The sequence below is a fragment of the Acaryochloris marina S15 genome (genome assembly GCF_018336915.1).
Classification (GTDB): domain Bacteria; phylum Cyanobacteriota; class Cyanobacteriia; order Thermosynechococcales; family Thermosynechococcaceae; genus Acaryochloris; species Acaryochloris marina_A.
In genome coordinates, this window is the sequence record NZ_CP064923.1 from 434,709 (window position 1) to 460,085 (window position 25,377).

Annotated in this window: 18 protein-coding genes; 13 read left to right on the forward strand and 5 right to left on the reverse strand. The window is 48.5% G+C overall.

Features of this window, described 5'->3' with window-relative positions:
• The first annotated feature begins 314 nt into the window (after positions 1-314).
• The 6 genes from I1H34_RS02740 (at position 315) to I1H34_RS02765 (ending at position 7,308) form a co-directional block, all read left to right on the forward strand.
• Positions 315-1,535 carry a response regulator gene (locus tag I1H34_RS02740; RefSeq protein ID WP_212664238.1) on the forward strand — a complete coding sequence of 407 codons (1,221 nt, stop codon included), beginning with the start codon at positions 315-317 and terminating at the stop codon, positions 1,533-1,535.
• Between the two features lie 100 nt (positions 1,536-1,635).
• Entirely contained in the window at positions 1,636-3,261 is a 1,626-nt protein-coding gene (gene prfC, locus I1H34_RS02745; RefSeq protein WP_212664239.1) for a peptide chain release factor 3, read from the forward strand.
• A gap of 161 nt (positions 3,262-3,422) precedes the next feature.
• Positions 3,423-3,686: a photosynthetic electron transport-dependent transcriptional regulator PedR gene (gene pedR, locus I1H34_RS02750; RefSeq protein ID WP_010473487.1), complete on the forward strand. Its 264-nt coding sequence runs from the start codon at positions 3,423-3,425 to the stop codon at positions 3,684-3,686.
• A 44-nt stretch (positions 3,687-3,730) separates the two neighbouring features.
• Positions 3,731-4,021: a hypothetical protein gene (locus I1H34_RS02755; RefSeq protein WP_249369734.1), complete on the forward strand. Its 291-nt coding sequence runs from the start codon at positions 3,731-3,733 to the stop codon at positions 4,019-4,021.
• Between the two features lie 66 nt (positions 4,022-4,087).
• Positions 4,088-5,263 (forward strand): n-acyl-d-glucosamine 2-epimerase, encoded by a 1,176-nt coding sequence (locus I1H34_RS02760; protein ID WP_212664240.1) that lies wholly within the window; start codon positions 4,088-4,090, stop codon positions 5,261-5,263.
• Positions 5,264-5,442: 179 nt separating this feature from the next.
• On the forward strand, positions 5,443-7,308 hold the full coding sequence (locus I1H34_RS02765) for a cation:proton antiporter (protein ID WP_212664241.1): 1,866 nt from the start codon (positions 5,443-5,445) through the stop codon (positions 7,306-7,308).
• A 71-nt stretch (positions 7,309-7,379) separates the two neighbouring features.
• On the opposite strand, the gene I1H34_RS02770 is transcribed toward I1H34_RS02765, so the two are convergent.
• Positions 7,380-8,492 (reverse strand): hypothetical protein, encoded by a 1,113-nt coding sequence (locus I1H34_RS02770; RefSeq protein ID WP_212664242.1) that lies wholly within the window; start codon positions 8,490-8,492, stop codon positions 7,380-7,382.
• Between the two features lie 198 nt (positions 8,493-8,690).
• Between I1H34_RS02770 and I1H34_RS02775 the strand changes: the two genes are divergently transcribed.
• The 3 genes from I1H34_RS02775 to I1H34_RS02785 all read left to right on the forward strand — a co-directional run bounded on the left by I1H34_RS02775 (position 8,691) and on the right by I1H34_RS02785 (position 14,293).
• The gene (locus I1H34_RS02775) at positions 8,691-9,638 is read left to right on the forward strand and encodes a DUF3616 domain-containing protein (RefSeq protein WP_212664243.1); all 948 of its coding nucleotides are present in this window, start codon (positions 8,691-8,693) and stop codon (positions 9,636-9,638) included.
• Between the two features lie 52 nt (positions 9,639-9,690).
• The gene (locus tag I1H34_RS02780; protein ID WP_212664244.1) at positions 9,691-13,407 is read left to right on the forward strand and encodes a hydantoinase B/oxoprolinase family protein; all 3,717 of its coding nucleotides are present in this window, start codon (positions 9,691-9,693) and stop codon (positions 13,405-13,407) included.
• 229 nt (positions 13,408-13,636) lie between these two features.
• The gene (locus tag I1H34_RS02785; protein WP_249369736.1) at positions 13,637-14,293 is read left to right on the forward strand and encodes a hypothetical protein; all 657 of its coding nucleotides are present in this window, start codon (positions 13,637-13,639) and stop codon (positions 14,291-14,293) included.
• Positions 14,294-14,668: 375 nt separating this feature from the next.
• Here I1H34_RS02785 and I1H34_RS02790 read toward each other — a convergent pair whose 3' ends face one another.
• A complete protein-coding gene (locus I1H34_RS02790; RefSeq protein ID WP_212664245.1) occupies positions 14,669-15,100 on the reverse strand; it encodes a hypothetical protein in 432 nt (143 codons plus the stop codon).
• Positions 15,101-15,337: 237 nt separating this feature from the next.
• Between I1H34_RS02790 and I1H34_RS02795 the strand changes: the two genes are divergently transcribed.
• Complete coding sequence (locus I1H34_RS02795) at positions 15,338-17,047, forward strand: MBL fold metallo-hydrolase (protein ID WP_212664246.1); 1,710 nt, start codon at positions 15,338-15,340, stop codon at positions 17,045-17,047.
• Here the strand turns inward: I1H34_RS02795 and I1H34_RS02800 are convergent.
• Positions 17,044-17,355 carry a DUF6679 family protein gene (locus tag I1H34_RS02800; protein WP_212664247.1) on the reverse strand — a complete coding sequence of 104 codons (312 nt, stop codon included), beginning with the start codon at positions 17,353-17,355 and terminating at the stop codon, positions 17,044-17,046. The two genes, I1H34_RS02795 and I1H34_RS02800, sit on opposite strands and share 4 nt — an antisense overlap.
• A 276-nt stretch (positions 17,356-17,631) precedes the next feature.
• Between I1H34_RS02800 and I1H34_RS02805 the strand changes: the two genes are divergently transcribed.
• Positions 17,632-18,330: an HAD family hydrolase gene (locus I1H34_RS02805; RefSeq protein ID WP_212664248.1), complete on the forward strand. Its 699-nt coding sequence runs from the start codon at positions 17,632-17,634 to the stop codon at positions 18,328-18,330.
• A 33-nt stretch (positions 18,331-18,363) separates the two neighbouring features.
• Here the strand turns inward: I1H34_RS02805 and I1H34_RS02810 are convergent, their stop codons facing one another.
• Positions 18,364-19,884: a SagB/ThcOx family dehydrogenase gene (locus tag I1H34_RS02810; RefSeq protein WP_212664249.1), complete on the reverse strand. Its 1,521-nt coding sequence runs from the start codon at positions 19,882-19,884 to the stop codon at positions 18,364-18,366.
• 60 nt (positions 19,885-19,944) lie between these two features.
• Entirely contained in the window at positions 19,945-20,601 is a 657-nt protein-coding gene (locus tag I1H34_RS02815) for a retropepsin-like aspartic protease family protein (RefSeq protein WP_212664250.1), read from the reverse strand.
• Positions 20,602-20,636: 35 nt separating this feature from the next.
• Between I1H34_RS02815 and I1H34_RS02820 the strand changes: the two genes are divergently transcribed.
• Positions 20,637-21,596: an aldo/keto reductase gene (locus I1H34_RS02820; protein ID WP_212664251.1), complete on the forward strand. Its 960-nt coding sequence runs from the start codon at positions 20,637-20,639 to the stop codon at positions 21,594-21,596.
• A 152-nt stretch (positions 21,597-21,748) separates the two neighbouring features.
• A complete protein-coding gene (locus I1H34_RS02825) occupies positions 21,749-25,372 on the forward strand; it encodes a WD40 domain-containing protein (protein ID WP_212664252.1) in 3,624 nt (1,207 codons plus the stop codon).
• The last annotated feature ends 5 nt before the right edge of the window (positions 25,373-25,377 follow it).

Sequence of the window (25,377 nt, forward strand, 5' to 3'; positions counted from 1 at the left end):
ACTATATTCTTTCTAGAAAGATTAATTAAAGATTTCTTATATTACTTATGATTTATACACGGCAAGAGTTGTAACCACTTTGGTAAGAGTCTCAAAGTTGCTCTTTTTAACATTGAAGTATGATCAGTGATAATACTGAAGCCGTCTCGGGGCTTACTATGTTTGAGGGCATTAAGAAATTCTTTAGCCGTCAGCAGCACATGACCACCAATCTAGTGCTGTACATAAGCCTAAAGCTTGGGTCTTCGGCCTATAGCAGCATCTTCAACTTGTTTGACTATCAAGCAAGACTTAGTTATCGGGGGGAATGAAAGATGCTTCAAACAAATTGTCTTCACTTAGGCAAACAAGAAGCAATGACCGCTTTTGATACTGGAGTTAAAAAATCTACAGCTGAAACCCTGAGGGATCTGATTCATGCATATCCTTCTGGCCGGGTTGTGATTCGAGATCCAAGTGATCTATCGATTGGATGGCGAGTCTCTTTCAGTCAGGGGCGGGTCAATTTTGCCGAAAGCATTGTGGGTAACCAAGAGCGCTTATCTTACTTACTACAGCGCTGCATGCCTCAGTTCGAGGGGTCTCACCCTCAAGAATCCGTTTCTGATTATTCTTTTCTCTGCCACCTGTGGCAAGCCGATTATATTTCCCATGATCAGCTCCGGGATTTGCTGACGGCCATCACCCAAGAAGCTCTGATTCATGCTTTGGCTATCCCCCATGCTCAGTATCAATTTGAGGCCAATATTCAGATTGACCCTATTTTGTTATGCATGTCTTTGTGGGATCTGGTCTTACCCGTTGAGCAGACGATTAATCAATGGACATTGCTCAGCGCTGAGATTCAATCTCCGTTTTCGCGACCCTATATTACCGATGCCGATAAGTTTGCTGAATATGCAGACTATGTTAGCGAAAGCCTCCCTCATCTGGACCATTTAACCCATGCTCTAGAACAAGAACAGTGCTTGTATCAGTTGGCCCATAACCTGAGTGTCAAAGTTGGCGATTTGGCCATTTCACTCCATCCTTTGATCAAATTAGGGGCATTAGGGGTGAACCCCTACCATATGGGTGAGGTATTGACTCGACCTCGGGTGGCCTGTATCAATCAAAGCAAATTGACTCAGCGCTATGTAACTCAGGTCTTAGAGCCATCGGGCTATGATGTGATGCGTTTGAGTGATTCGATTCGGGCATTGCCTGCCTTGCTCAAGCGTCCGCCAGTCCTCGCCCTAGTCGATGCAGAACTCCCTCATCTAGATGGCTATCAGCTTTGTCGGATGGTTCATCGGCGTGACGCCCTACGGGAATTGCCGGTGATTATCATGGCTCCTCAACGAGGTATGTGTGACTTAATTCGCTCACGACTCTCGGGGGCGATGGCTTGTTTAGGGAAACCGTTTCACCATCAAGAGTTATTGGCATTAGTGCAGAAAGCAGCGGCAGCTTTACCCGTAGACCAGCAACAACAGTTACACTCTTTGCCGGTATTAGAGGCCCAATCAGACTCCAAAGCACTGATCAAAGTCTAGTTGGAGTTGTAAATACTTCTACCTTGTAGCAATCGGCAAGGACAAACAGCCTCCTGACCTATAATAAAGTGTCTAAAAACTCCTCGATTTGGTCATCTGTATGCCCACTGAATTGCAAACTGAGTTGGCTGATGCGGTAGAAGCTCGTCGCAATTTTGCGATTATTTCTCACCCTGATGCTGGTAAAACCACCTTGACGGAGAAACTGCTGCTTTATGGAGGCGCTATTCATGAAGCAGGGGCAGTAAAGGCCAGACGAGCCCAACGCCATGCCACGTCTGACTGGATGGAAATGGAGCAACAGCGGGGGATTTCGATTACCTCAACGGTATTGCAGTTTGCCTATCAAAATTGCCAAATTAATTTACTAGATACACCGGGTCACCAGGATTTTAGTGAAGATACCTACCGCACTTTAGCCGCTGCCGATAATGCGGTGATGTTGGTGGATGCAGCCAAAGGCTTAGAGCCCCAAACCCGAAAGTTATTCGAGGTTTGTAAGTTGCGATCGCTGCCCATTTTTACCTTTATCAACAAACTAGACCGACCTGGGAGAGAGCCCTTAGAACTGCTGGACGAAATTGAGCAAGAGTTGGGACTGCAGACCTATGCGGTCAATTGGCCGATTGGCATGGGCGATCTCTTCCAAGGAGTGTTTGATCGACGCAGTCGAAAAATTCACCTGTTTCAGCGGAGTGATCATGGCAAACGAGAAGCCATCGACACCCAACTGGATTGGGGCGATCCACAAATTGAATCTTTGCTAGATAAGGAACTCTATTCCCAACTCAAAGAAGAGCTGGAACTCATTGAAGAATTAGGGTCTCCCTTAGATCTTGAGCAGGTCCATAACGGCCAGATGACCCCCATCTTTTTTGGCAGTGCCATGACCAACTTCGGGGTAGAGCTGTTTCTGGAAGCCTTTCTCGACTACGCCTTGAAACCAGGGGCCTATGAGAGTACCCAGGGCACGATTGAGCCGACCCATGAGGATTTCTCTGGGTTTGTGTTTAAGCTCCAGGCCAATATGGATCCGAAACACCGCGATCGAGTCGCTTTTATTCGGGTCTGTTCAGGCAAATTCGAAAAAGATATGACGGTGAGTCATACCCGTACGGGCAAAAACATTCGGCTTTCCCGCCCCCAAAAGCTATTTGCCCAAGGCCGTCACTCCTTGGAAGAAGCTTATCCAGGGGATATTATTGGATTAAATAATCCTGGTGTTTTTGCAATTGGCGACACTATTTATCAAGGCAAAAAATTAGCTTATGAAGGGATTCCCTGCTTCTCGCCAGAATTGTTTGCCTACCTAAAAAATCCTAATCCTTCTAAGTTCAAGCAGTTCCAGAAAGGAGTTTCAGAACTGCGGGAAGAAGGCGCTGTACAAATTATGTACTCCGAAGATGAAATTAAGCGAGATCCGATCCTAGCAGCGGTGGGACAACTGCAATTTGAAGTGGTTCAATTCCGACTCCAAAGTGAATATGGCGTTGAAACTCGCTTAGAACTATTGCCCTATTCCGTTGCTCGGTGGGTGAAAGGGGGATGGCCTGCCTTAGAGTCGGTGGGGCGAATCTTTAATGCCATCACCGTTAAAGATAGCTGGGGGCGCCCTGTTTTATTGTTTAAGAATGAATGGAATTTGCATCAAATGCATGGCGATCATCCTGATTTGGAACTGAGTGCGATTGCACCTTTGGCCATTGATCAAACGATGGTTAGCTAAGGAGTGCATTTCTACCAAAATCTATCCGGCATTTGTTCTATTCCTCTAAAACTTTTAATAAAGTTGTTGTTAAATATGACAATGTGTTCCAAACATGCAGATTGTGAGGTTAATCCCTACAATGTGACAATGAGCATTTATGCAGGGGTACACGACAGAGAATGAGTAGTGGCGAGCTGCAAGGAAATCATCAGTTGTCTGAACGAGAGTTGCAAGTCATTGAACTGGTGGCTTCTGGCCTCAAAAATGAAGAAATTTCTCAGCGATTAGATATCAGCAAGCGAACAGTAGACAATCACATCAGCAATATCCTCACTAAAACCGATACTGACAATCGGGTTGCTTTAGTTCGCTGGGCTTTGCAGTGGGGTAAAGTATGTCTCGATGATGTGAATTGTTGCACCCTACCTCAGGCTGAGCCCTAAAAGATTTCGGCCCTACCCTGTTTGTTTCTAAAGACAGCATTATAGTGACCCACAAAGAATACGATATTCAATGTCCTGGTTTACCCTTAGCGATTTATCGTGAGATTGCCGCCCATTTGCTGCAAGTGGATGGTGTTGAAACTGAGCTGTTGTCCCAAGAAGCCAAACATTTTGATTATTCCCTCAGCCAAATTGGTTGGTTAAGACTTCGCCATCCCCAGGACTTGCCTGGCACTGACCAAGCGCGAATTGATCAAATTCTTGGCTTTTATGCCCAGCGTTATGGTGACTGGATTGCTCGGTCGGATGCAGAATCGACTTCCAGCTCAACCTAATCCATTGGTCTTGAGCGAGAAGTAGCAGCTCCATTTATAACAACTCATTTATCATCGGGAGAAGGGATGAACCTGACGTTTGCAGAACTGGCCTCACAGTACAAACAAGCGCTGTTGGAAGATGTCCTCCCTTTTTGGCAGAACCACTCTTTAGATCATCAGGAAGGGGGCTACTTCACCTGCTTGGATGCCCAAGGCACGGTCTACGATACGGATAAATTTATTTGGTTGCAAAACCGCCAGGTCTGGACCTTCTCTATGCTTTACAATCAGCTTTCGCCAGAATCTGAGTGGCTGGAGGTAGCTAGGCTTGGTGCTGATTTTCTGGCTAACAAAGGGCGTGATCAGGAAGGCAACTGGTATTTTGCCTTGAATCGGGCAGGGGAACCCTTGGTACAGCCCTACAATATTTTCTCTGACTGCTTTGCGGCGATGGCCTTTAGCCAATTTGCTCTTGCCTCTCAGGAAGATGCAGCTAAAGCTGTGGCTCTCCAAGCCTATAACAATGTTCTGCGACGACAACAAGATCCCAAAGGACGGTACAACAAGCTCTATCCCGGGACCCGCTCCTTAAAATCTCTAGCGGTTCCCATGATTTTGGCCAACTTAACCTTGGAAATGGCACCTCTACTCGATGCCACCCAGCTTGAGCAGGTGTTAGATCAGACGGTGCAAGAGGTGATGACAGATTTTCTCGATGCTGAGCGGGGATTATTGTTCGAATCTGTGGCCCCAGATGGCACCCATGTTGATTGCTTTGAGGGCCGCCTGATTAATCCTGGCCATGGTATTGAGGCCATGTGGTTTCTGATGGAGATTGGTCAACGCCGAGGAGATACTGCATTAATTGAACGAGCGGTTGATGTGGTGCTCAATATCTTGGACTTTAGCTGGGACAAGGACTATGGTGGCTTGTATTACTTCTTAGATGCAGAAGGATATCCTCCCCAGCAACTGGAATGGGACCAAAAACTGTGGTGGGTTCATCTGGAAACTTTAGTGGCCTTGGTGATGGGGTACCGCTTGACCGGGCGAGATGAGTGCTGGCAATGGTATCAAAAGGTGCATGACTATAGCTGGTCACATTTTGCCGATTCTGGTCGAGAATGGTTTGGGTATTTAAATCGAGCAGGGCAAGTGCATTTACAGCTCAAAGGCGGCAAGTGGAAGGGTTGCTTCCATGTGCCGAGGGCACTCTATCTTTGTTGGCAACAGTTTGAACAACTGAGTGCCAACCCGTAATGTTCGAGTTAAGGAGAATACCCTTTATACTTTGATGAGTATTTCCACTCAAGATTTGGCGATACGGAGATGGACCATCAGGATAATATAACGGGTCGAGAAACTTAGTGATTTTGTTAAGATTAGTCAGCTCAATAACCGCTCCAGCAATGGCCCAACGGGCCTCAAGACGATAGGACATGGAAGGAAATTTAGAAATTACCCTGTTAATGGTGATCACTGTTGTGGCAGGGATTTCAGCCCAGGTGATTGCTGATTTTCTCAAAGTTCCCAGTATTGTATTTCTGCTACTGTTTGGCATTGCCATGGGACCCAGCGGCTTTGGGGTGCTTCATCCCAGTCTGCTAGGAAATGGCTTAGAGGTGATGGTCTCTCTCTGCGTGGCTCTCATTCTGTTTGAAGGGGGGCTGAATTTACAGCTGAGGGAGGTGGAAGAAGTTTCCACTAGCTTACGTAACTTGGTGACGGTGGGAGCGCTGGTTACGTTGTTTGGCGGTGGACTGGCAGCCCATTGGCTGAGTGAATTTCCCTGGCAAATTGCTTTTCTCTATGCCTCCTTAGTGGTGGTGACTGGACCAACGGTCGTGGCTCCCTTACTCAAACAGGTGAATGCCGACCGTCAGGTATCTACCCTTTTGGAAGGGGAAGGGGTCTTAATCGATCCCGTCGGAGCAATTTTAGCGGTTGTCGTGCTTAATATTGTCCTGCAAGGGAATGCTGATCCGTTCACTATCGTGAGTGGGTTGTTATTGCGCCTGGGGATTGGCGGCATTATCGGTATTGGTGGCGGTTGGCTGTTGGGCCTGTTCTTGAAGCGGGCTCGCTTTCTATCGGAAGACTTGAAAAATCTGTCGGTTCTAGCGGGTCTGTGGGGATTATTTGGGCTATCCCAAGCCTTGATTAGTGAGTCGGGATTAATGACGGCAGTGGCAGCAGGCATCATGCTCAAGATTGCTGATTTGCCTGAAGAGCGCTTGCTGCTTCGATTTAAGAATCAGCTGAGTATTCTGGCGATTTCAGTTTTATTTATTCTGTTATCTGCCGATTTGTCCATTGCCAGTATTTTCGCTTTGGGCTGGGGGGGAACATTTACAGTTGCCGCTTTAATGCTGATTGTTCGCCCTTTGAATATCCTGGTTTCGACTTGGTCAAGCGATCTGAATTGGCGGCAAAAAGCGTTTTTATCTTGGGTTGCTCCCCGAGGAATTGTGGCGGCATCGGTAGCCTCATTGTTTGCTATTTCCCTGACTAAGCAAGGTATCAATGGTGGCGACGCCATTAAAGCCCTCGTCTTCTTAACGATTATTTTGACGGTCTGTGTGCAGGGACTGTCTGCTAGATGGGTTGCTGGCTGGTTAAAGGTCCGGTCGGATGAAGCGAGAGGTGCCATGATTGTCGGCTGCAGTCCCTTTGGCAGGACGGTTGCGCATCTGATTAAGAGTCGGGGCGAAGATGTGGTGATGATTGATGCTAACCCTGAATATTGTAAGCAGGCTAAGGCCGAGAATCTTACGGTTTATCGAACCAGTGCCCTCAATATGGATGCTCTGGATAATCTGGGTCTGGCCTCCATCGGCACATTTTTAACGGCCACCAGTAATTCTGAGGTCAACTCGGTATTGGCCCAGCGGGTGATGGAAGAATTTCGGCCGCCTCGGGTATTGGCGGTCTATCCCGATCAGTCTCCAGAAACGGAAGTGGCTGAACCTGCAGAAAAATTGGCGAGTCCAGAGGTGAAGCGTGCCTTTTCTTCTCAGCTCTCCATTAAAGAATGGAATCAGTACCTGAGCACCAATGAGGTCAAAATCACCGATACGGTCTTAGATATGGATGAGCAAAAGTTCAAGCGGCAGCGAGATCATTTGCAGGCTTTAATTAATGCTGGAACGGTTATTCCGCTGCTAGTTCAGCGCCAAGACCAACTGCGTATTGCGAAGGCGGATGAAGAGTGGCAACCTTGCGATCGCATCACCTACGGTCTCCACATTCCCAAACCCAAATTCGGACTCTCTATTCCGAATGAAACCATACAGGTATCTTCATAAGATAAAGCCTTATCGTTCGGGTCTCAAAAAGCGGGAACCTTGTCCCGTAAGCTTCAAAGCAAAAAATTGAACTAAGCCAAAGCGCTACAGCCAGAGATTGCATGGTCTAGAATATCTACCAATCGCTGGATATCCTCAGTTGTGTACCTAAAATCACAGGGGATTGACAGCATTGTGGAGGAGAATTCGAGTCCTTGATCATCATTAAGATCGGTCGGGAGGTCCCAAAAAATAGCTGGGTAAACGTGGTCTTGGATCAAACCACTGCGAACATCATCTCGTTGCGTCCTATTGTTAAATCGCAAAACAATTGAAAAGGGATAGCAGCCCTGTTTTAACTGCCCTTGCTCGATATAGGCCTTAACCGAATTGGTAGCTAGTTCATTGAAGGTCTGAAAATTATCCAAACGACGTTGACTGAGTTGAGTAACAGAGAGAACGGATAAAAAATATCGAGAGAGTTCTGAAATCCCTGAAATGCCGCATGCACCACCAATCTCTTCCTCTCCAGCAATGGCTTTCTCTCTAAATTCGGCCTTGTTGATAGGGCCACCGTTTAAATAAATCTGTTTTAAGAACATGCCACTCAACTTATTTTGAACCGCTGAGAGATGACTGACGGTCAGTTCAGGTTCTTTGGGTAGCTCTTCGCCCATTGGTGACCATAAAATTGCCCCATCCGGGAGAGGATATACTTTCCTTAAAGTGGTTAAGCAATAGGTCGCTTGACTGTTTTGTGCCCATGGCCCGATTGGATCATGACAATGATCTTCGATAATGTCGCAACCGGTGTCAGCGGGGGAAAGAATGGCTTCAGTTCCCCTCCAGCCAAAGTAATTTAACCTGAAGAGTACGTCAGAAGAAGAAAGAGTACCCTCAGGTAAACCGGGAGAATTGAGCAGAGGATTATCCTGGTAATACTCAATCGCCAGACCACTATCTGCGATGGCAGCAATAACGTCAGTAATTAAATAGGTGGGGACCCATATCTTTTGCCAACTGCGTGTGTCTTGGCCGTAATTTAGAATTGTTCGAATCGCGGAGCAGCCCGTACCATGTAGCCTTGAGTGTGGGAAAATTTCCTGTATGGTGCCTGCCCCACCTAGAGACTGTAACTCTAAGGTTGATTGCCAATGTAGTTCGCTGCCATATTCCCATCGAATCTGATTAGTATTTTTATTCATGATCTACGAATTTATAGGTCGATATAGGTAAATACCGGGCCATTAGCTGCATGATTTATCACTACTCTTCAATGCATCGGTGTGCTTGCACTTGCATCGATATTTCAACAGATACGATACAGTTGGATTTCCTATAATCTTCGCGTAATGCGATAGCTGTGAATGTAAATCTTGAACAGTATATTTTTGGGGAGGATTATGGCGACTTTAAAGAAAATAGAAAAAGTAAAATTCTTAGGCGAAATACATCAGAAAGAAGATGTTAGTGCTATTGCATATTTTGAAGATTATATGCTGGTCGGGTCTGATGAAAGTCAAAATATCATTAACCTGCTGAAGAGAGAAGATCAAGACTTTAGCTTAGTGTTGGATATTCCTTTATCTCTTGATCATGCGGAAGATGGAGAAATAGATATCGAGGGAATGTCTATTGATGAAGATGGGACACTATATGTGATTGGGTCTCATTCATCGAAGCGAAAAACAATCAAGGCATCAAAAACCTATTTAGCTAACCATCAACGATTGGCAACGGTGATAGCGGAAACGAGAAAAAATACAATCTTTAAATTGAAGTTAGATCCAAAGACAGGTCAGGTTTTAAAGCGAGACGCGAATACTCAACTCAAGACAGTCTTAGAGAAAAATATTATTCTCAATCGCTTTCTCAATATCCCCAGTAAAGAGAACGGAATTGATATAGAAGGATTAGCCATTTACCAAGAAAAGCTCTATTTGGGTTTCCGAGGACCGGTTCTACGAGGCAACTATGTTCCCGTAATGGTCACTGAGTTTGATGATTTGCTGGATTATGAATTGCGGTATGTCCAATTAGATGGGAATGGTATTCGGGATATCACTAGAGTACAGGATGGTTTTCTCTTGATTGCAGGCCCGGTAGGCGATGGTCGGGGGGCTTATCAACTGTATTTTTGGAATGGCGAAGATACTATTCCTGGAGAAGACAGGCCAGATACATCTGATTATTGCCAACTCATTGGTGAGATCCCCTTGCCTAAAAAATATCCAGAAGCCAAAGCAGAAGGCATTACTGTTCTTGAAAATAAGGGCAAAAAAGTGACTGCCATGATTGTTTATGATGGGGCACCTCAGGGAGCTCCGACTTTATTTAAGCTGGAATTGTGATACTGCAATCGAGTCGGCAGTCAAAAAAATAGGCATTGGTGAGACAGGCTAGATGAGCAATACAGAATTAAGCACATGGCAATTCTGGATTGATCGGGGAGGAACCTTTACGGATATTGTGGCCCAAAGGCCTGACGGCTGCATCGTTCTCCATAAACTACTATCAGAAAACCCAGGCTGGTATCCTGATGCTCCATTGCAAGGGATTCGAGAGCTGATGGGTATTGCTGTGGATCAACCCATTCCTGCAGACCAAATTGCCGTGGTCAAGATGGGAACGACAGTGGCTACCAATGCTCTATTGGAACGAAAAGGCGATCGCACGCTCCTAATCACCACTAAGGGATTCCGAGATGGCCTACGGATTGGCTATCAGAATCGTCCCGATATTTTCGCGCGCCAGATTCAGCTACCAGAAATGCTGTACGAGCAGGTTCTGGAAGTGGATGAGCGGGTTACGGCGGCGGGGGAGGTGTTGACAGCCATTACCCCAACGATTGAAAGTCAAGTCCGAGAAGGTTTGCAAACAGCTTATGACTTGGGGGTTCGGAGTTGTGCGATCTCATTTCTGCATGGCTACCGATATCCCGCCCATGAGCAGCAGGTAGCAGCCTTGGCACATCAGGTGGGATTTACCCAAATCTCCATGTCCCACGCGGTTAGTCCCCTAATCAAATGGGTCAGTAGAGGTGATACCACCGTTGTTGATGCCTATTTATCCCCCATTCTGCGGCGATATGTGGAGCGGATTGAGCAGGAGCTTAGACCTGCGAACTCTGCGGTTGAATCCCAACCCCAGCTTTTATTTATGCAATCGAGTGGGGGACTAACTCCTGCTCAGTTTTTCCAAGGCAAAGACAGTATTTTGTCGGGGCCAGCGGGGGGGATTGTTGGAGCGGTCCAAACCTGTCTGACTGCAGGCTTTCAAAAGCTGATTACCTTCGATATGGGAGGGACTTCTACCGATGTAGCCCACTTTAATGGCGAAGGAGAAGGCACCTATGAACGGGTGTTAGAAACTGAAGTAGCCGGAGTGCGTTTACGAGCACCGATGATGGCCATTCATACGGTGGCGGCGGGTGGTGGTTCGATTCTCAATTTTGATGGGGCTCGATACCAAGTCGGTCCTGAATCAGCGGGGGCCTATCCAGGACCGGCCTGTTATCGTCATGGCGGTCCCTTAACTGTGACGGACTGCAACGTTATGGTGGGTAAAATTCAACCCCAGTTTTTCCCCCAGGTCTTTGGGACTGAGGGGAACCAACCCCTTGATGTAGAGATAGTTCAACAGGGATTTTCTACCCTCTCAGAAGATATTACTGTTGCGACAGGGGACCAACGCAGTGCCGCTCAAGTCGCAGCAGGGTTTTTGGCGATTGCCATCGATAATATGGCCAATGCCATTAAAAAGATTTCGGTGCAGCGGGGCTATGACGTGGGTGACTATGCTCTGTGCTGTTTTGGTGCGGCTGGGGGACAACATGCCTGTCGGCTAGCAGAAGCCTTGGGCATGAAAACAATTGTGATTCATCCCTATGCAGGTGTCCTATCGGCCTATGGAATGGGGTTGGCAGATCGGCGGGTGTTGAAGGAGCAATCTCTAGAAATTGCTTTGACTGCAGAAGGCATGACAAGGTTGACTGAAGAGATTCAGGGCTTAGGGGACTCAGTACTAACCGAGCTACAAGAGCAGGGGGCTCGTGATATCCATACCTTTGACGTGGTGAAACAAGTTCATCTCCGCTATGAAGGCACTGATTCTTCTCTGATCGTCAACTTCGGTTCCTTAGCAGAGATGCAGGCCCAGTTCGAGGGGCAGTATCAACAGCGCTTTGGTCTGATTCAAACTAATAAAGGACTGGTGGTGGCGACGATGACTGCTGAGGCTGTGGGTAAAACAGCGGCCCTTGAAAAAGTTGCCGCTTCTCAACCTCAAGCAACCCTGCCCATGCAGATCCCTAACATCTCACTCTTTTCAGAGGACCAGTGGTGGGATACGCCTGTTTTTCAGCGCCAGGATTTATCTGCAGGAACGATGATTGATGGCCCTGCTGTGATCTTGGAGCAAACCGGAACCAATGTGATTGAGCCAGGGTGGTCTGCCAGTATCGCCGAGACTGGGGTATTGGTTTTGAAATATCAGTCTAAGCAGTCCCAACAACCGGAAATTCAGGTTGATGTTTTAGACCCGTCAGCTTCTGCCGCTCCTGATCCGGTACGCCTAGAGATTTTCAATAACTTGTTCCAATCCATCGCGGAACAGATGGGATTTACGCTGCAAAATACTAGCTCGTCTGTGAATATCAAGGAACGTCTTGATTTCTCTTGCGCTATCTTTGATAGCCAAGGTTATCTTGTCGCTAATGCCCCCCATATCCCTGTGCATTTGGGGTCGATGGGAGAGAGCATTCAGGCACTGATTGCCGATCAGATGGAACCCTTTCAGCCTGGGGATGTTTTTGTGTCTAATAATCCCTATAACGGCGGTACCCATCTGCCCGATATTACAGTGATAACCCCTGTTTTTGTGGAGGGACAGCCCCTCTTCTTTGTGGCTTCACGGGGGCATCATGCGGATATTGGCGGTATTACCCCTGGATCGATGCCACCCCATAGCATCCACCTAGACCAAGAGGGAGTGTTGTTGGACAATTTTAAGCTGGTAGAGCAGGGAGTATTGCAGGTAGAAGGGGTGTGCTATCGCATCTCTGCATCCCCAAATCCCGCTCGCAACCCTGACCAAAATCTGGCGGACTTGCAAGCCCAAATTGCCGCCAATACTAAGGGGGCACAGGAGCTATACCGGATGGTGGATCAGTTTGGCCTTGGTACGGTCCAAGCCTATATGCAACATGTCCAAGACAATGCTGAACAAGCCGTCCGTAGAGTGATCGCCCAACTTTGTGACCAGCGTGCTGCTGGTGAAAGTCTTGTGTCTACCTATCAGGTGCCGATGGATTGTGGCGCAATCATTCAGGTTCAAGTCACCCTCGATCTTGATGACCGCAGTGCCGTTATTGACTTTGCGGGGACCTCTCCTCAACAACCCAGTAATTTCAATGCTCCTCTAGCCGTTTGCAAGGCGGCGGTTCTCTATGTCTTTCGCACCTTGGTTAATACCCCTATTCCCCTGAATGCAGGTTGCTTAAAGCCTTTAGATATCCGTGTTCCCCCAGGCTGTTTACTCAATCCCGCCTACCCAGCTGCCGTGGTGGCCGGTAATGTGGAAACGTCTCAAGCCGTGACGGATGCATTGTATGCGGCCCTGAACGTTCTGGCTGCGTCCCAGGGCACCATGAACAATTTCACTTTTGGTAATCAGCAATATCAGTACTACGAAACCATTTGTGGTGGGTCGGGGGCGGGTCCTGGCTTTGCTGGTACTGATGCGGTGCAAACCCATATGACCAACTCTCGCCTGACGGATCCAGAAGTTCTAGAACTTCGCTTTCCAGTATTGGTCGAGGAATTTTCGATTCGTCCTGAGAGTGGCGGGAAGGGGCAGTATTGTGGGGGGAATGGCGTGATCCGGCAGATTCAGTTTCGAGAGGCAATGACAGCCAATATTTTGTCCGGTCGCCGACAGGTGGAACCCTTTGGTTTAGCTGGGGGGGAGTCGGGCCAAACAGGCCTGACTCAACTGATCCGAGTAGATGGGAGCACCGCAGAACTCGCAGCAACAGATACGGTAGAAGTGGATACGGGGGATGCGATCGCAATCTTCACCCCAGGAGGTGGTGGTTATGGTCCTTCAACAACCTCTACCTAATATCGCCGTCTTCTATTTTTAAAAGGTTCTAGTAGAAAGTTCGCAATCCAGATTGTTTTTCGAAAAATAATGTATTTACAAGACCCATAAATTTCCACAGAATGGGGGAAAAAAATGGGCTATTCTAAAACGATGTATACAAAATTGTAATATTTACGACATTAAATTCAATGTTCGGAAAAATCTCATCATTCATTGTGAGAAACTTCGGCGTTTAAATCTATGAAGTATGGTGCAACTTAGAGAAGAATTTTTTAATATTGACTCTGAGCTTTATACTATCTATCTTTCCAATCATCGAACTGCAGAACTACCACCGCTGCCCAGCTTTTACGATATTCCCCAACAAAGCAGAGGTTCAAACTCAGTTGTTGAAGAGTTTCAAGAGCTAATCCCTCCCCAGAAGATTGCTTATGAACGTCTGAAAGGAATGACGATTGCGAGTCAAGCGATTTGTCTTTATGTCGCCTGTGATGAGATTGACTTTCCTCTACGCCTAGAACTGTGGGATGCACCACCTGAGGATCTAGACGAGCAGAATTTATCAAACTGGTTTTATATTGCCGAAGTGAGTTTTGATTTATCGAATGGAGAACTTTATCTTCATGGACTGATGGATCATGATGTTGCCAAACCGATCTATATTGCGCCAGATATCTATCGTTTGCGGTTTTATTTGGGATTTCTAGACACTCTTGATGAGAGCTATACCCTAACGCATTGGTCAATAGCAGAAGATGAAGATGAACTAGAGGATGAAGATGACCTGGAAGATTTAGGTCCGCGTATACAGGATCCAGAACGGAATGTCTGGTGCCGTTTAGCGTTGTGGCCTAGTCCATATAGTCCACCTAGCAGGATGCTATCGCCTCCGTCTTTTATTTAATTAAGTGGAGTTTTCGTGAATCCGTGGAGCATGGAGGATATGGCAAACCATCGATTTTTTGTGAATGGCGATGAATAGGGGTGAACAAGATGATTCCCCATGTGAACCTCGCTGAATGGTTGGATTTTTAAGGACTCATTACCGAAGGACAGACTGTAGCTAGATGGGGTGAGAAACCTTTCCCTACTTGATTTGCACCCTAAGCATTCTTATCTCATGTCGTAAAATTACCGTGCACGATTTGGAACAATATTTTGCCTCATGCGCATATTGTTAAAACCTGCGAAGACTTTACTGGTCCATTGTTTGAATGCTCAGGCAGCTTGAGTTGCTGCATTGGAGAGTGCGACTCCAGTATGTGTTTGTACGATGGAATTAGGTGATAGATACGTATCGATAGTCAAAATCATAGGGAGCACCGAAGAGGAAAGCATTGCGATAGCGATCAAATGTGATTTGCTCCCAATCACCAGAGAAATTCTCAAACTTCCATATGCCCACTTCTCCATGCTCATGGATGAGTGAGGCAATACTATTGTGTAACCGTAATTCTCCAATACCTTCTCGTTTATGAATTGGAGAACCACCCCATAAGCCGATGAATGGAATCTTATGTCCTTCTAAGAGAATAATATTTGCCTTCTCTTGCAAGTCCCATGCTTGATCAATTTCTCTCATAACGCCATTATCCAGTTGATAATAAACAAGAGCATTAAATGAAACCACGTAAAACTGACCATTTTCTGGCACTGTAAACCCCACACACCTGTCTATATAACTAGGAAATTGTATGGTGACTTGTTTCATATCAGTGGATAAATCACGAATTGGCTAACCGTGAGAGAAATAAGTTAAAGCTTAAACAGTATATTTTGAGTATCCCGTGGACTAGTTGGGGCAAGAGAAAAAATTTGTAAAGAGGTCCAAGTGATACCAATTTGTGTTTTGGGAGCGATATGCAGGGGCCATTAAGAAAATGGGGTCTGAGTCTTTTGTCTATGGCTGGAAAGCCTTGATTGATAAGCGGTGCAAGCTTCGAAACTTATGTCTCCAGTGCCAGTTGAATGTTTTCCCTATGGTGTGGATCCACAGACCGGTGTTTGCCTAGGACTCAAGCTCGGACCCTATCGAATTTTGTTGGACTATGGATTAACAGATATATCTGGCTTACAGGCAGATGAAGGGCAGCCCGATGCCGTTGTAGAACAACCTGCTTCTCCGCAGCAACCTGCAGATTTTGTCTTATGTTCACAAGCTCATGCTGATCACATGCGTGGGTTAGGAGAGTTGCACCAAATCTTTCCCAAGATGCCGATCTATACGAGCATCGAAACGCAGCAGATATTGAATCACCTTTATTCTGATCAATGGGCATCCGAGTGTGACATTATTGCCTGGAATACGCCGTTTGACTTGGCTCCAGACTTGACCTTAGAGCTGGTTCCTGCCGGTCAAATGCCTGGAGCAGCAGTTTGTTTACTCACCTATACTGCGAAGGCTGATGCCGAGATAGCGGAATCCTATACCGTTGCCTATACCGGGGATTTTTATTTAACCCATACTCGGTTTGCTCCTGCTTTGTCGACTTCCAGTCTCAAAGACCGCACGATTGATTGGTTAATCCTTAAGGGGGGCTATGGCACCCTGCAACATCCCCCCCGAAAACAGCAAGAAAGTGAGTTGGTTCAAACTTTGCTCCAGGCGTTAACGGCCCAACAATCCGTCGTTATACCTGTGCCTCAAGTGGGTCTGGGACAAGAGATTTTGATGTTATTACGGACGAATGCAGAGTTCATCCGCCAGAAAGTTACGATTTGGGTCGATGAGACGGTGGCGCAAGGATGCGATGCCTATGGCCAGATTCTACCTGCGCTACCTGCCAGTATTCAGAATTTTGCCCGGCAACAGTCTTTGTTTTGGCAAGCCACTGGGCGGCTGCAGATCCAGCAGCTAGGGGCGATTGCTCAATTACCTTGTATTCTCCTCGTGCACCATCAAACAGATTTAGGGCAATATGCCCAGGTGCTGGGAGATCGAGTGCTGGTTCTAGACCCCATTCCCCCTGAATCTCCCCAAGCATTGCGAGAACACGCTGAGATCCGGTGGGACGAGGTAAGCCTCCCGGCTTCTTGGCAGACACAGACCTTTCTGCTGGCCCAAGCCTGTGATGGTTCTAGTACTACTCAGTTGATTCATAACAGTCGTCCTCACCATGTGGCGTTCTATCACCGCTTACCTTTAGTGGTTGAAGATTTAACTCAGGTCCCAGATCTACAGAATCGCTATCAGCTCCATCCCCTGATACCAGGAGAACGACTGGAAGTGCGGGTAGAGGATAGTGTCCCTCTACCCCAAGAGACCTTTGCTCCGCCCCTGCAAACTTATGGAGGTGAACTCGTAGAGTCAGCGTTATCGGCCACCCTTAGCTTAGGTGCTGATATTCTCGAAGACCCGCGCTGGCAGGCTTTTGCGGATACTGGATTAATTGAGGCGGTTTGGCAGGGGCATCAACTCGTCATTCGGGGCTTGTCCCAGGCAGAAATAGTACGCAGTATTGCCAGCCAACACCCTACGGATCGCAATTGCTGTGCTAACTGCCATTACTATCGAAACCAACGCTGTTGGCAGACAGAATCCGCTCTGTATGGTTTTAAGGTTTCTCCCCAGGGAACCTGTCCGGTCTATGCTCCAATGAGTGATAGGTCAGATCCCGTGCTGACAGAAGACCTTGAAGACGAAGTGATGGATTTCTAGTCTGAATTATTGTCGGGGTGTGGGTTGGGCAGTTGTTCGGCTTCGGGACAGTCATCCGAGACCATCGGTTCAACATTATGTTTGGGAACCGCTGCCAGGCGGGTTGTTACGGCACCAATACTTTCGATGCGGACCATGTCTTCCCAGGCACAAATTTCATCATCTTCTTCGGTCTCATAGCGAATAGTGACGATATCGCCATCTAGACCGGTAATGCGGGCACGATCCAACCAGCGCTGCTGGTCCCGTAAGTAGAGCCAGACTTCTTGACCGTTATTGTAGAGTTGGTAGATCTTGCGGTCTAGCATAAGTAGCCTCTCCAAAACAACGTTCAAACAGCGGACATATTAGAGGATCAAAGATAGTAAGCAGCCGAGTCATAAATTTGACTCCGTTTCCTCCATATCCGACTTTGCGTTACTGTTCAATCCAGTGTAGTCTATTAACTCGGATCACGCCTGAGTAGGCATTTAAGAAACAAGCTTGCGATCCCATTGCCTGAATCGGTTTGCTAGTACCGCGAAATTGAAATGAGTTTAGCAGCAATTGCTGCGGTTTGGTTATTGTAATTTTGATAGGCTTCCATGCCCCTAAAGGCAGTTTTATTTGATTTCAATGGTGTTGTGCTAGATGACGAGCGCATTCATCAGCAGATTATTTGGGAGATGATGGAGCAAGAAGATCTACCCCTCACCCAAGAAGAGCTGCAACTGCACTGCTTGGGACGAACGGATCGGGCCTGCTTTCAAGATCTATTTGCCAGTATGGAGCAGCCCCTCAATCAGTTTCAGCTGCGGCGGCTGTTGTCTTTTAAAGCGAAGGCTTACCGTCAATATGTAGAGTCCTTGGAAAACCTACCGATTTTTGAAGGCGTAATAGAGCTAATTGGAGAATTTCTAGACGCGGGACTGACCCTGGCGATTGTCAGTGGAGCGCTACGGGCGGAGGTGCAGATGGTTTTAAAGCACATGTCCCTGGAGGATGCATTTCCGATTACCGTCACCTCGGAAGATGTCAAAAAAAGTAAGCCCGATCCAGCTGGCTATCAATTGGCGATTAAGCGGCTCAATCGCAAGTTCCCCACCTTGGATTTAGACCCCTGTGACTGCTTGGCGATTGAGGATAGCTTTGCGGGGATTCAGGCAGCCAAACAGGCCCAAATTCCCGTTGTGGGCGTGGCTCACACCTTGCCGTTCCACATGCTGCAGCGCCAGGCGAATTGGTGTGTTGATTATCTGCACCAGATTGAGCTAGACCGAATCCAGACTATTTTTGCCCGTTAAGCTCCCTGGCCTGAGGGCAGTCGAAACCCTCGATTACTCCTGAGGGGGAGGGGGTGGTTTTCCTAGGGTCGTAATGTAGAGGACGGCTTCTTCCTCGGGAATGCCTAAGACCTCGTTCACCTGATCGTCAAAGAAGCCGCCGATACCGCTGACCCCCACTCCTAGGTGAGTTGCGGCGAGATTTAAACGCTGCCCAAGATGCCCCGCATCCATATGGAGATAGCGATAGGCTCGATCACCGTAGCGTGCGATCGCACTTTGCAAATCGGCGGTATGAAACACAATGGCGGCAGCATCTCGGCCTAAATCCTGGCCTAAACACAGATAGTGGGATTCTCGTCGGAAGTTCTTAAACCGAATTTGGCGCAACTCTTGGGCCTGCACTGCATAGTAGTAACAGCCGGTATCTAAATTGGTGATATCTAAAACAGCGATAAAGGTTTGGATCAGTCCTAAATCGAAAAAGCCTGGATCGCCATCCAATCCTTGCTCTTGGTAGTTCTCTGGACAATAGGTAAAACTGAGCAGGCCACTTAAGGTGTCTAAACTCAGAGGATCCCCCGTAAATTTGCGGGTGGATCGGCGCTTGAGAATGCTTTCCTTTAAGTCAATTAAGTCTGGCCCCCAGTCTACGGGAGTATTCGATAGGGGCACTTTCAAACAAAAGGGGAAATTGTATTTATCTTCTTTGGTCGTGGCAGGCAGTAGGTTGTTGTAGGTAATGTCATCGGCAGCAATACTGGTGGCTGTATGGGTATAAGAGAGCAGTTCACCATCCGGTAACTTGGGAAAATCTTCAACTGTGGGAGAGGGCAAGAGAGTGGGTGAAGGGGGTAAGTTTTGGTCGGCCTCCAGTAAATCTGCTAAGGCAAAAGCTGCGACCACACCTTCTTGATCTGAGTCGAGATACAGGAGCTGATTGAAGGGCTGATCGACAAAGCCGCCAATCAAGTGGGCTTTATAATCACAAATTGAAGCGGCTAACTCAATATTGCCCAGTAAATGACCACTATCCAGGCAGATCCGCCGATAGGCGCGATCTTCATACCGCCAGGCAGACCGCTGAAAAACAGCGGTTACCACTACAGCCAATTGGGTTTTAGCCAAGGCAGGATGCCAAAGACAAGCCGATTCTAGGGCCGACCACACATGGCTGTCCCAGAACCGTAATAAGGAATGGGTGCGAACCTGGTAGTTATAGAGACCAGCAGGCAGGATAGTTCCTTCTCCCGCAATCACATAGAGTTCCGCTGGATATAAGCCCCCTGCGGATGGGGCTGTCCTCAAGTAGAGGGGGTGGTCGGGGTAGGGGATGACGGCGGTGATGCCGTAGCTACAGTACAGCAGGCGAGAGAGCCGCTGCCACTGGATTTGGGAGGCGTCGACCCCTTGCTCTAAATATTTTTTGAGCCCAATGGTGGTGCCCAACTTATAGTCCTTGAACGGACTAGGCTGTTGGCTGAAATCCAGTGAGCGTCCCTGTTTGGAGAGGGTCTCTGGATCATATTTTGTCCGTTGATGGTAATGCTGGGTAATGCTAAGGACATCTGCCATAAGGCTAGAAAAAGGGTAAACAATGCACCTTCAATCCTGGCACACCCGTTTAAGCATTGCCTACCGCTTGTGAAATTCGATCTGATTTCCGCGAAAGGTGAAATCATACTTTTGGAGAAAATCTTGGCCCAGTAAACCCATGTCCATGTCAGGTCCAGCCACGGCGACTGGCACTTGGTAGCTTTTTAAGCCCCCCACTTCCATAGCCTTGACATAAACAATCGGAAATTCAGCATAGCCATTAGCCGTAGAAGCTCCGAAGGTACCCACAACATCGGAGGTGCCAATCCCAAGGGCTTTGGCCATGGGGCGAGTAATGACGGTTCTGCTAGCGCCAGAGTCCACCAACATTTCAAAGGAACGGCGACTATTAAATTTCACATCTACAATCGCTACGCCTCCGGACCGTCGCTTGATGGGGACGAGTCCTACCTTGCTCGTGGCTTTTTTGGCCGATGCAGGCTGAGGGGAGCTGCCCTTAAAACCTGTCTGCTGGAGCTGCTTGAGTTGACTGCGGTACTGCTTGAGTTGAGGGGCTTGCCCCGGTGCCAGGGGAATCAGCTGGTCGATCACCTGAATCGCTTGAGACCAGTTTTGACGATTGACTGAATCTTGTAATTGTTGATTAAGACCCGCAACACTGGATTGAGCCTTTGCTGAGAATGGCGTTAGGGTAAAAAGCAGACTGAAACAGAGAACCGGGATAGAAACCTTCATAGATGGGGGAGTGGCAGCGTTGAGAGAGGGCAGAAATGGAAACTCGATGGTTGGGAAGTACTACTATTCAGGTTACCCCAATCATTATGGGGACCTGGCAAGCGGGCAAACGATGGTGGGTCGACATTGATGATGCCGAAACTATCCGCACGATTCAAACAGCGGTGGATGCTGGTATTACGACCCTTGATACGGCGGAGATTTATGGGGATGGGCATTCTGAGAAAATGATTGCCAAGGCGGTCTCGGGGCAGCGATCGCAACTCGTATACGCTTCCAAGGTCTTTGCTAACCACCTCAAGTATGAACAGGTGATCGAGGCTTGCGATCGCAGTTTGCAAAACCTCCAAACGGACTACATCGACCTCTATCAAATTCACTGGCCTGCAGGCTCTTTTGACACGGAAGTGGTGCCCATTTTCGATACGATGGCGGCCCTCAACCACCTCCAGGAAGTGGGCAAAATTCGAGCAATTGGAGTGTCCAATTTTTCCAAAGCCCAGCTGATGGAAGCGGCTCAATATGGCCGCATCGACAGTATCCAACCTCCCTATTCCCTATTTTGGCGATGGGCAGAAGCCGAGCTTCAAGCCTATTGTGTGGAGCATAAGATTTCAATTTTGGCTTACTCATCCATGGCTCAGGGATTGCTCACAGGTCGTTTTGGTCCAGGACACCAGTTCCCTGAAGGGGATAATCGAGGGGCCAATAAGCTGTTTCACGGAGAGCATTATGATCGGGCTCAACAGGCTTTGGATCAGCTACGACCTATCGCTGTGCGGAATCAGATGACCTTAGGCCAACTGGCCCTGGCATGGCTGATAGCTCAGCCCCAGACCGTTGCGATCGCTGGGGCTAGACATCCTGAGCAAGCCCAAGAAAATGCCCAGGCAGGTTATCAGACCTTATCCGCCGAGGATTTGACAGCAATGGATCAGATTGGCCGTACTGTGACGGATCATCTAGATAACAACCCAGTGATGTGGACATGGTAGCCCTGGCATCTAAAGACTTCTGAGGAAGATAGCCAAAGACTTCCACCTTTCGGTTTAGCATAGCCATGGTGCAGGTGAGACGAGGGTCGTTTGATGAGACAGTCTGTATTTCACTTCAAAAGTCGGCAGGGTTCTAACCAGGGAAGCTAAGGATGGCCGATTCCCTTAAAGCCTCTGAGTGGGGACTAACGCTCATTGATCGGGCCCGACGGATTAAGCGATGGAATAAAACCTCATCGGCTTGGTGCCGCGTCTCCTATACGTCCCGATCTACTCTCAATCGCTTTTGGTCCGGGGCGGCGATCCGCAGCGAAGCCTTTGTTGCCATCTGCGAGGCGGTAGGAGTCCCTTGGCAAGACGTGGCTGAGCCGGAAGACAATCCTACAGATGAAGCAGCATCTGCGCCTTCTCTAACCCCGGCCAAACCGCCCAGCCTGACCCGGCAAGATTGGGGAGATGCCCCCGCCATCAACGACTTTTATGGTCGCTTGCCTGAGCTGCAATTGATGAGTGACTGGATGCTCCAGGATCACTGTCGCTTGATTATGGTGTTGGGGATGGGGGGAATGGGTAAAACGGCTTTAGCCGCCAACCTGTCCTATAGCCTGACCCAAGAGTTTGAGTGGGTAATCTGGCGTAGTCTTCGTAATGCCCCGTCTTTGGAGCAGCTGCTGACGGAACTGATTCAGTTTTTTAGCTGTCAGCAAGAAACGGCGCAATTTCCCGACAACGAGCAGCGCCTGCGGCATTTGATGACCTATCTACGCAATGCACGCTGTTTGATTGTCCTGGATAATGCCGAATCCATTTTGCAGGGGGGCGATCACCAGAGTCGATATTTAGCCGGGTATGAAGGCTATGGAGAATTCTTTCGGTGGATCGGAGAAACGGCCCATCCAAGCTGTTTACTATTAACCTCCCGAGAGCAACCTCAAGGACTGATTGCCCAAGAAGGCTTAAACCTTCCGGTTCGATGCCTGCGTTTAGAAGGCTTGCCTTTAGGGGAAGGACGAGAGCTGTTTCAGACCAAAGGCCAATATGTAGCTCAGGAACAGGATTGGCACGTCGTTATCCAGCGCTATGCGGGCAATCCCCTTGCCATTAAAATCGTTGCTTCGGCTATCAGAGACTATTTTGACAGCGATATTGGCCAGTTTTTAGCCTTTGTTCAGCAAGGCCCATTTATTTTTGACGATATTCGCGATCTGCTGGCTCGCCAGTTTGGACGGCTGACGGCCTGTGAGCAAGAAGTGATGTATTGGCTGGCCATTAATCGAGAGCCCCTCTCCTTTGCCGATCTCAAAGCGAATCTGGTTAAAAATGTAGCCCTCAATGACCTGATGCCTGTACTGGTGTCTTTGCAGCGTCGCTCCTTGATCGAAAAAACGAGAACTGGCTTTACTCAACAGCCCGTTGTCATGGAGTTTGTGACCCGGGAGCTGATTGAATGGGTCACCCAAGAGATGGTCGATGGGGCTCCTAATTTGCTCAGGACTCATGCATTGGTCCAAGCTCAAGCCCAGGACTATATTCGCCACGCCCAAGAGTCCCTGATTCTCCAGCCGATTACAAATAAACTGCTGGATTCACTGGGGACAAGAGCGACTATTGAATCCCATTGCCAGCAACTATTAGCGCCTTTACATGGACAGCCCTGCCAGGATACGGCCTACATCGCCGGTAATATCTTGCATGTACTGCAGCGGCTAGAGATGGATTTAAGCGGCTATGATTTTTCGTCCCTAACGGTTTGGCAGGCCAATTTGCAGGGTGAGAATCTTGCTCAAGTCAATTTTAAGAATGCCGATTTAAGTCGAACGGTCTTTACAGAGATTCTGGGCAATATTCTGGCGGCGACCTTCAGTCCTGATGGCAAGCTATTGGCCACCTGTGACAATAACTACAATATCCGGCTCTGGACAGTCAAAACGGGGCAGCAAGTCACCCTTTGCCAAGGCCATCAAAATTGGATTCGGGCCATTGCCTTCTCGCCCCAACCGTCGGAGATTCAAGGTGAAGGATATTTATTGGCTAGTGCCTGCGCCGATCACACCGTTAAGCTCTGGCAGGTGTCCACGGGTAGATGCTTACGGACTCTGGTGGACCATACCCATGAGGTCTTTTCTGTGGCCTTTAATCATGATGGCACCCTCCTCGCCAGTGGCAGTGGGGATGGTACCGCCAAACTCTGGCAAACCCATTCAGGACAATGTCTGCTGACCTGTGAAGGCCATCAAGGCTGGATTCGAGCTGTAGCAATGCCCCACCAACGTGGGTCTCAATCGGAGCAGCTCCCTCCCGCTGTAATGGTGACCGGCAGTGAAGATCAGACCATTAAAATTTGGGATCTGGCGACCGGTGAATGTCTGCAAACGGGGAAAGGCCATCATGGACGGGTTCGTTCTGTCGCCTTTAGCCATGCCGGAGACTATCTGGCGAGCGGCAGCGATGACGGCACAGTTAAGCTGTGGGACCTCCAAACCGCCCTCTGTTTGCAAACCTACGAAGGACATCGGAGTGGAGTCTATTCGGTGGCGTTTAGTCCGACGGCTCCTATTTTGGCCAGTGGTAGCGGTGATCAAACCGTAAAGCTGTGGGATTGCCAAGCCGATCAGTGCTTGCGCACCCTACAGGGGCATACCAACCAGATTTTCTCCCTGGCCTTCCATCCCGATGGACAAACTCTGGCCTGTGTTACCCTCGACCAAACCGTACGGCTGTGGAATTGGCAAACCACCCAGTGCTTGAGAACCTGGGAAGGCCATACGGATTGGGCTTTGCCCGTGGCTTTTCATCCCCAGGGAAAACTGATTGCTAGCAGCAGCGGCGATTCCGTCATTCACCTATGGGACTGGCAGCAGCAAACCACTACTGTGACCCTGCGTGATCATCGTGCCGTCGTTCGGTCCCTTGCCTTTAGCGATGATGGCCAGTATCTGATTAGTGGCGGCACGGATCAGACGGTTCGTATCTGGAACTGTCAAACGGGACGGTGTGAGCAAACCTTTTATGATCACCCAGATTGGGTATTTGCCGTTGCTTGGTCTTCTATCTCGGGACAAGAGGGCTGGTTTGCCAGTGGCGGTGGTGATCCAGATGTGCGCCTATGGTCTGTGGAAACGGGGCAATGTCAGCAGGTGCTGCAAGGGCACAGGGGGCAGGTCTGGTCGGTGGCCTTTAGTCCAGATCGTCAATCTTTAGCCAGCGGCAGTACTGATAAAACGGTGCGGCTCTGGGATGTGCAAACGGGTGAGTGTCTCAAGGTGTTGGAGGGACATGGCGATCGCATCTACTCCATCGCCTATCATCCTGATGGTCAGATCCTAGCCAGCGGCTCCCAAGACCATACCGTCAAACTTTGGCAAGTCGATACCGGAGAATGCCTGCAAACCTTGACAGACCATGAGAGCTGGATTTTTGCCGTTGTCTTTGGTCCGAGTGGTGCTGGCCAGCCCTCTATTTTGGCCTCTGGTTCGCACGATCACACGATTAAGCTGTGGGATATCCAAACGGGGGAATGCCTGAGAACCTTATGTGGCCATACTCAGTTGGTCTGTTCAGTGGCCTTCAGCCCTGATGGTCAATATCTTGTCAGTGGTTCTCAAGATCAGTCTGTGCGGGTGTGGGATATCCAGACTGGAGACTGTTTGACGGTATTGACGGCTCGGCTCTATGAAGGCATGGATATTACTGGTGCCCAAGGGTTAACCACTGCCCAGCGGATTACCTTGCAAACTTTGGGGGCGATTGATGGTCAGTTCCCATCAGCCGGATAATCTCA

Coding starts and splice junctions, on each gene's coding strand:
- I1H34_RS02740 (WP_212664238.1), top strand. CDS start 315: ATGCTTCAAACAAATTGTCTTCACTTAGGCAAACAAGAAGCAATGACC.
- prfC (WP_212664239.1), top strand. CDS start 1,636: ATGCCCACTGAATTGCAAACTGAGTTGGCTGATGCGGTAGAAGCTCGT.
- pedR (WP_010473487.1), top strand. CDS start 3,423: ATGAGTAGTGGCGAGCTGCAAGGAAATCATCAGTTGTCTGAACGAGAG.
- I1H34_RS02760 (WP_212664240.1), top strand. CDS start 4,088: ATGAACCTGACGTTTGCAGAACTGGCCTCACAGTACAAACAAGCGCTG.
- I1H34_RS02765 (WP_212664241.1), top strand. CDS start 5,443: ATGGAAGGAAATTTAGAAATTACCCTGTTAATGGTGATCACTGTTGTG.
- I1H34_RS02770 (WP_212664242.1), bottom strand. CDS start 8,492: ATGAATAAAAATACTAATCAGATTCGATGGGAATATGGCAGCGAACTA.
- I1H34_RS02775 (WP_212664243.1), top strand. CDS start 8,691: ATGGCGACTTTAAAGAAAATAGAAAAAGTAAAATTCTTAGGCGAAATA.
- I1H34_RS02780 (WP_212664244.1), top strand. CDS start 9,691: ATGAGCAATACAGAATTAAGCACATGGCAATTCTGGATTGATCGGGGA.
- I1H34_RS02785 (WP_249369736.1), top strand. CDS start 13,637: ATGGTGCAACTTAGAGAAGAATTTTTTAATATTGACTCTGAGCTTTAT.
- I1H34_RS02790 (WP_212664245.1), bottom strand. CDS start 15,100: ATGAAACAAGTCACCATACAATTTCCTAGTTATATAGACAGGTGTGTG.
- I1H34_RS02795 (WP_212664246.1), top strand. CDS start 15,338: ATGTCTCCAGTGCCAGTTGAATGTTTTCCCTATGGTGTGGATCCACAG.
- I1H34_RS02800 (WP_212664247.1), bottom strand. CDS start 17,355: ATGCTAGACCGCAAGATCTACCAACTCTACAATAACGGTCAAGAAGTC.
- I1H34_RS02805 (WP_212664248.1), top strand. CDS start 17,632: ATGCCCCTAAAGGCAGTTTTATTTGATTTCAATGGTGTTGTGCTAGAT.
- I1H34_RS02810 (WP_212664249.1), bottom strand. CDS start 19,884: ATGGCAGATGTCCTTAGCATTACCCAGCATTACCATCAACGGACAAAA.
- I1H34_RS02815 (WP_212664250.1), bottom strand. CDS start 20,601: ATGAAGGTTTCTATCCCGGTTCTCTGTTTCAGTCTGCTTTTTACCCTA.
- I1H34_RS02820 (WP_212664251.1), top strand. CDS start 20,637: ATGGAAACTCGATGGTTGGGAAGTACTACTATTCAGGTTACCCCAATC.
- I1H34_RS02825 (WP_212664252.1), top strand. CDS start 21,749: ATGGCCGATTCCCTTAAAGCCTCTGAGTGGGGACTAACGCTCATTGAT.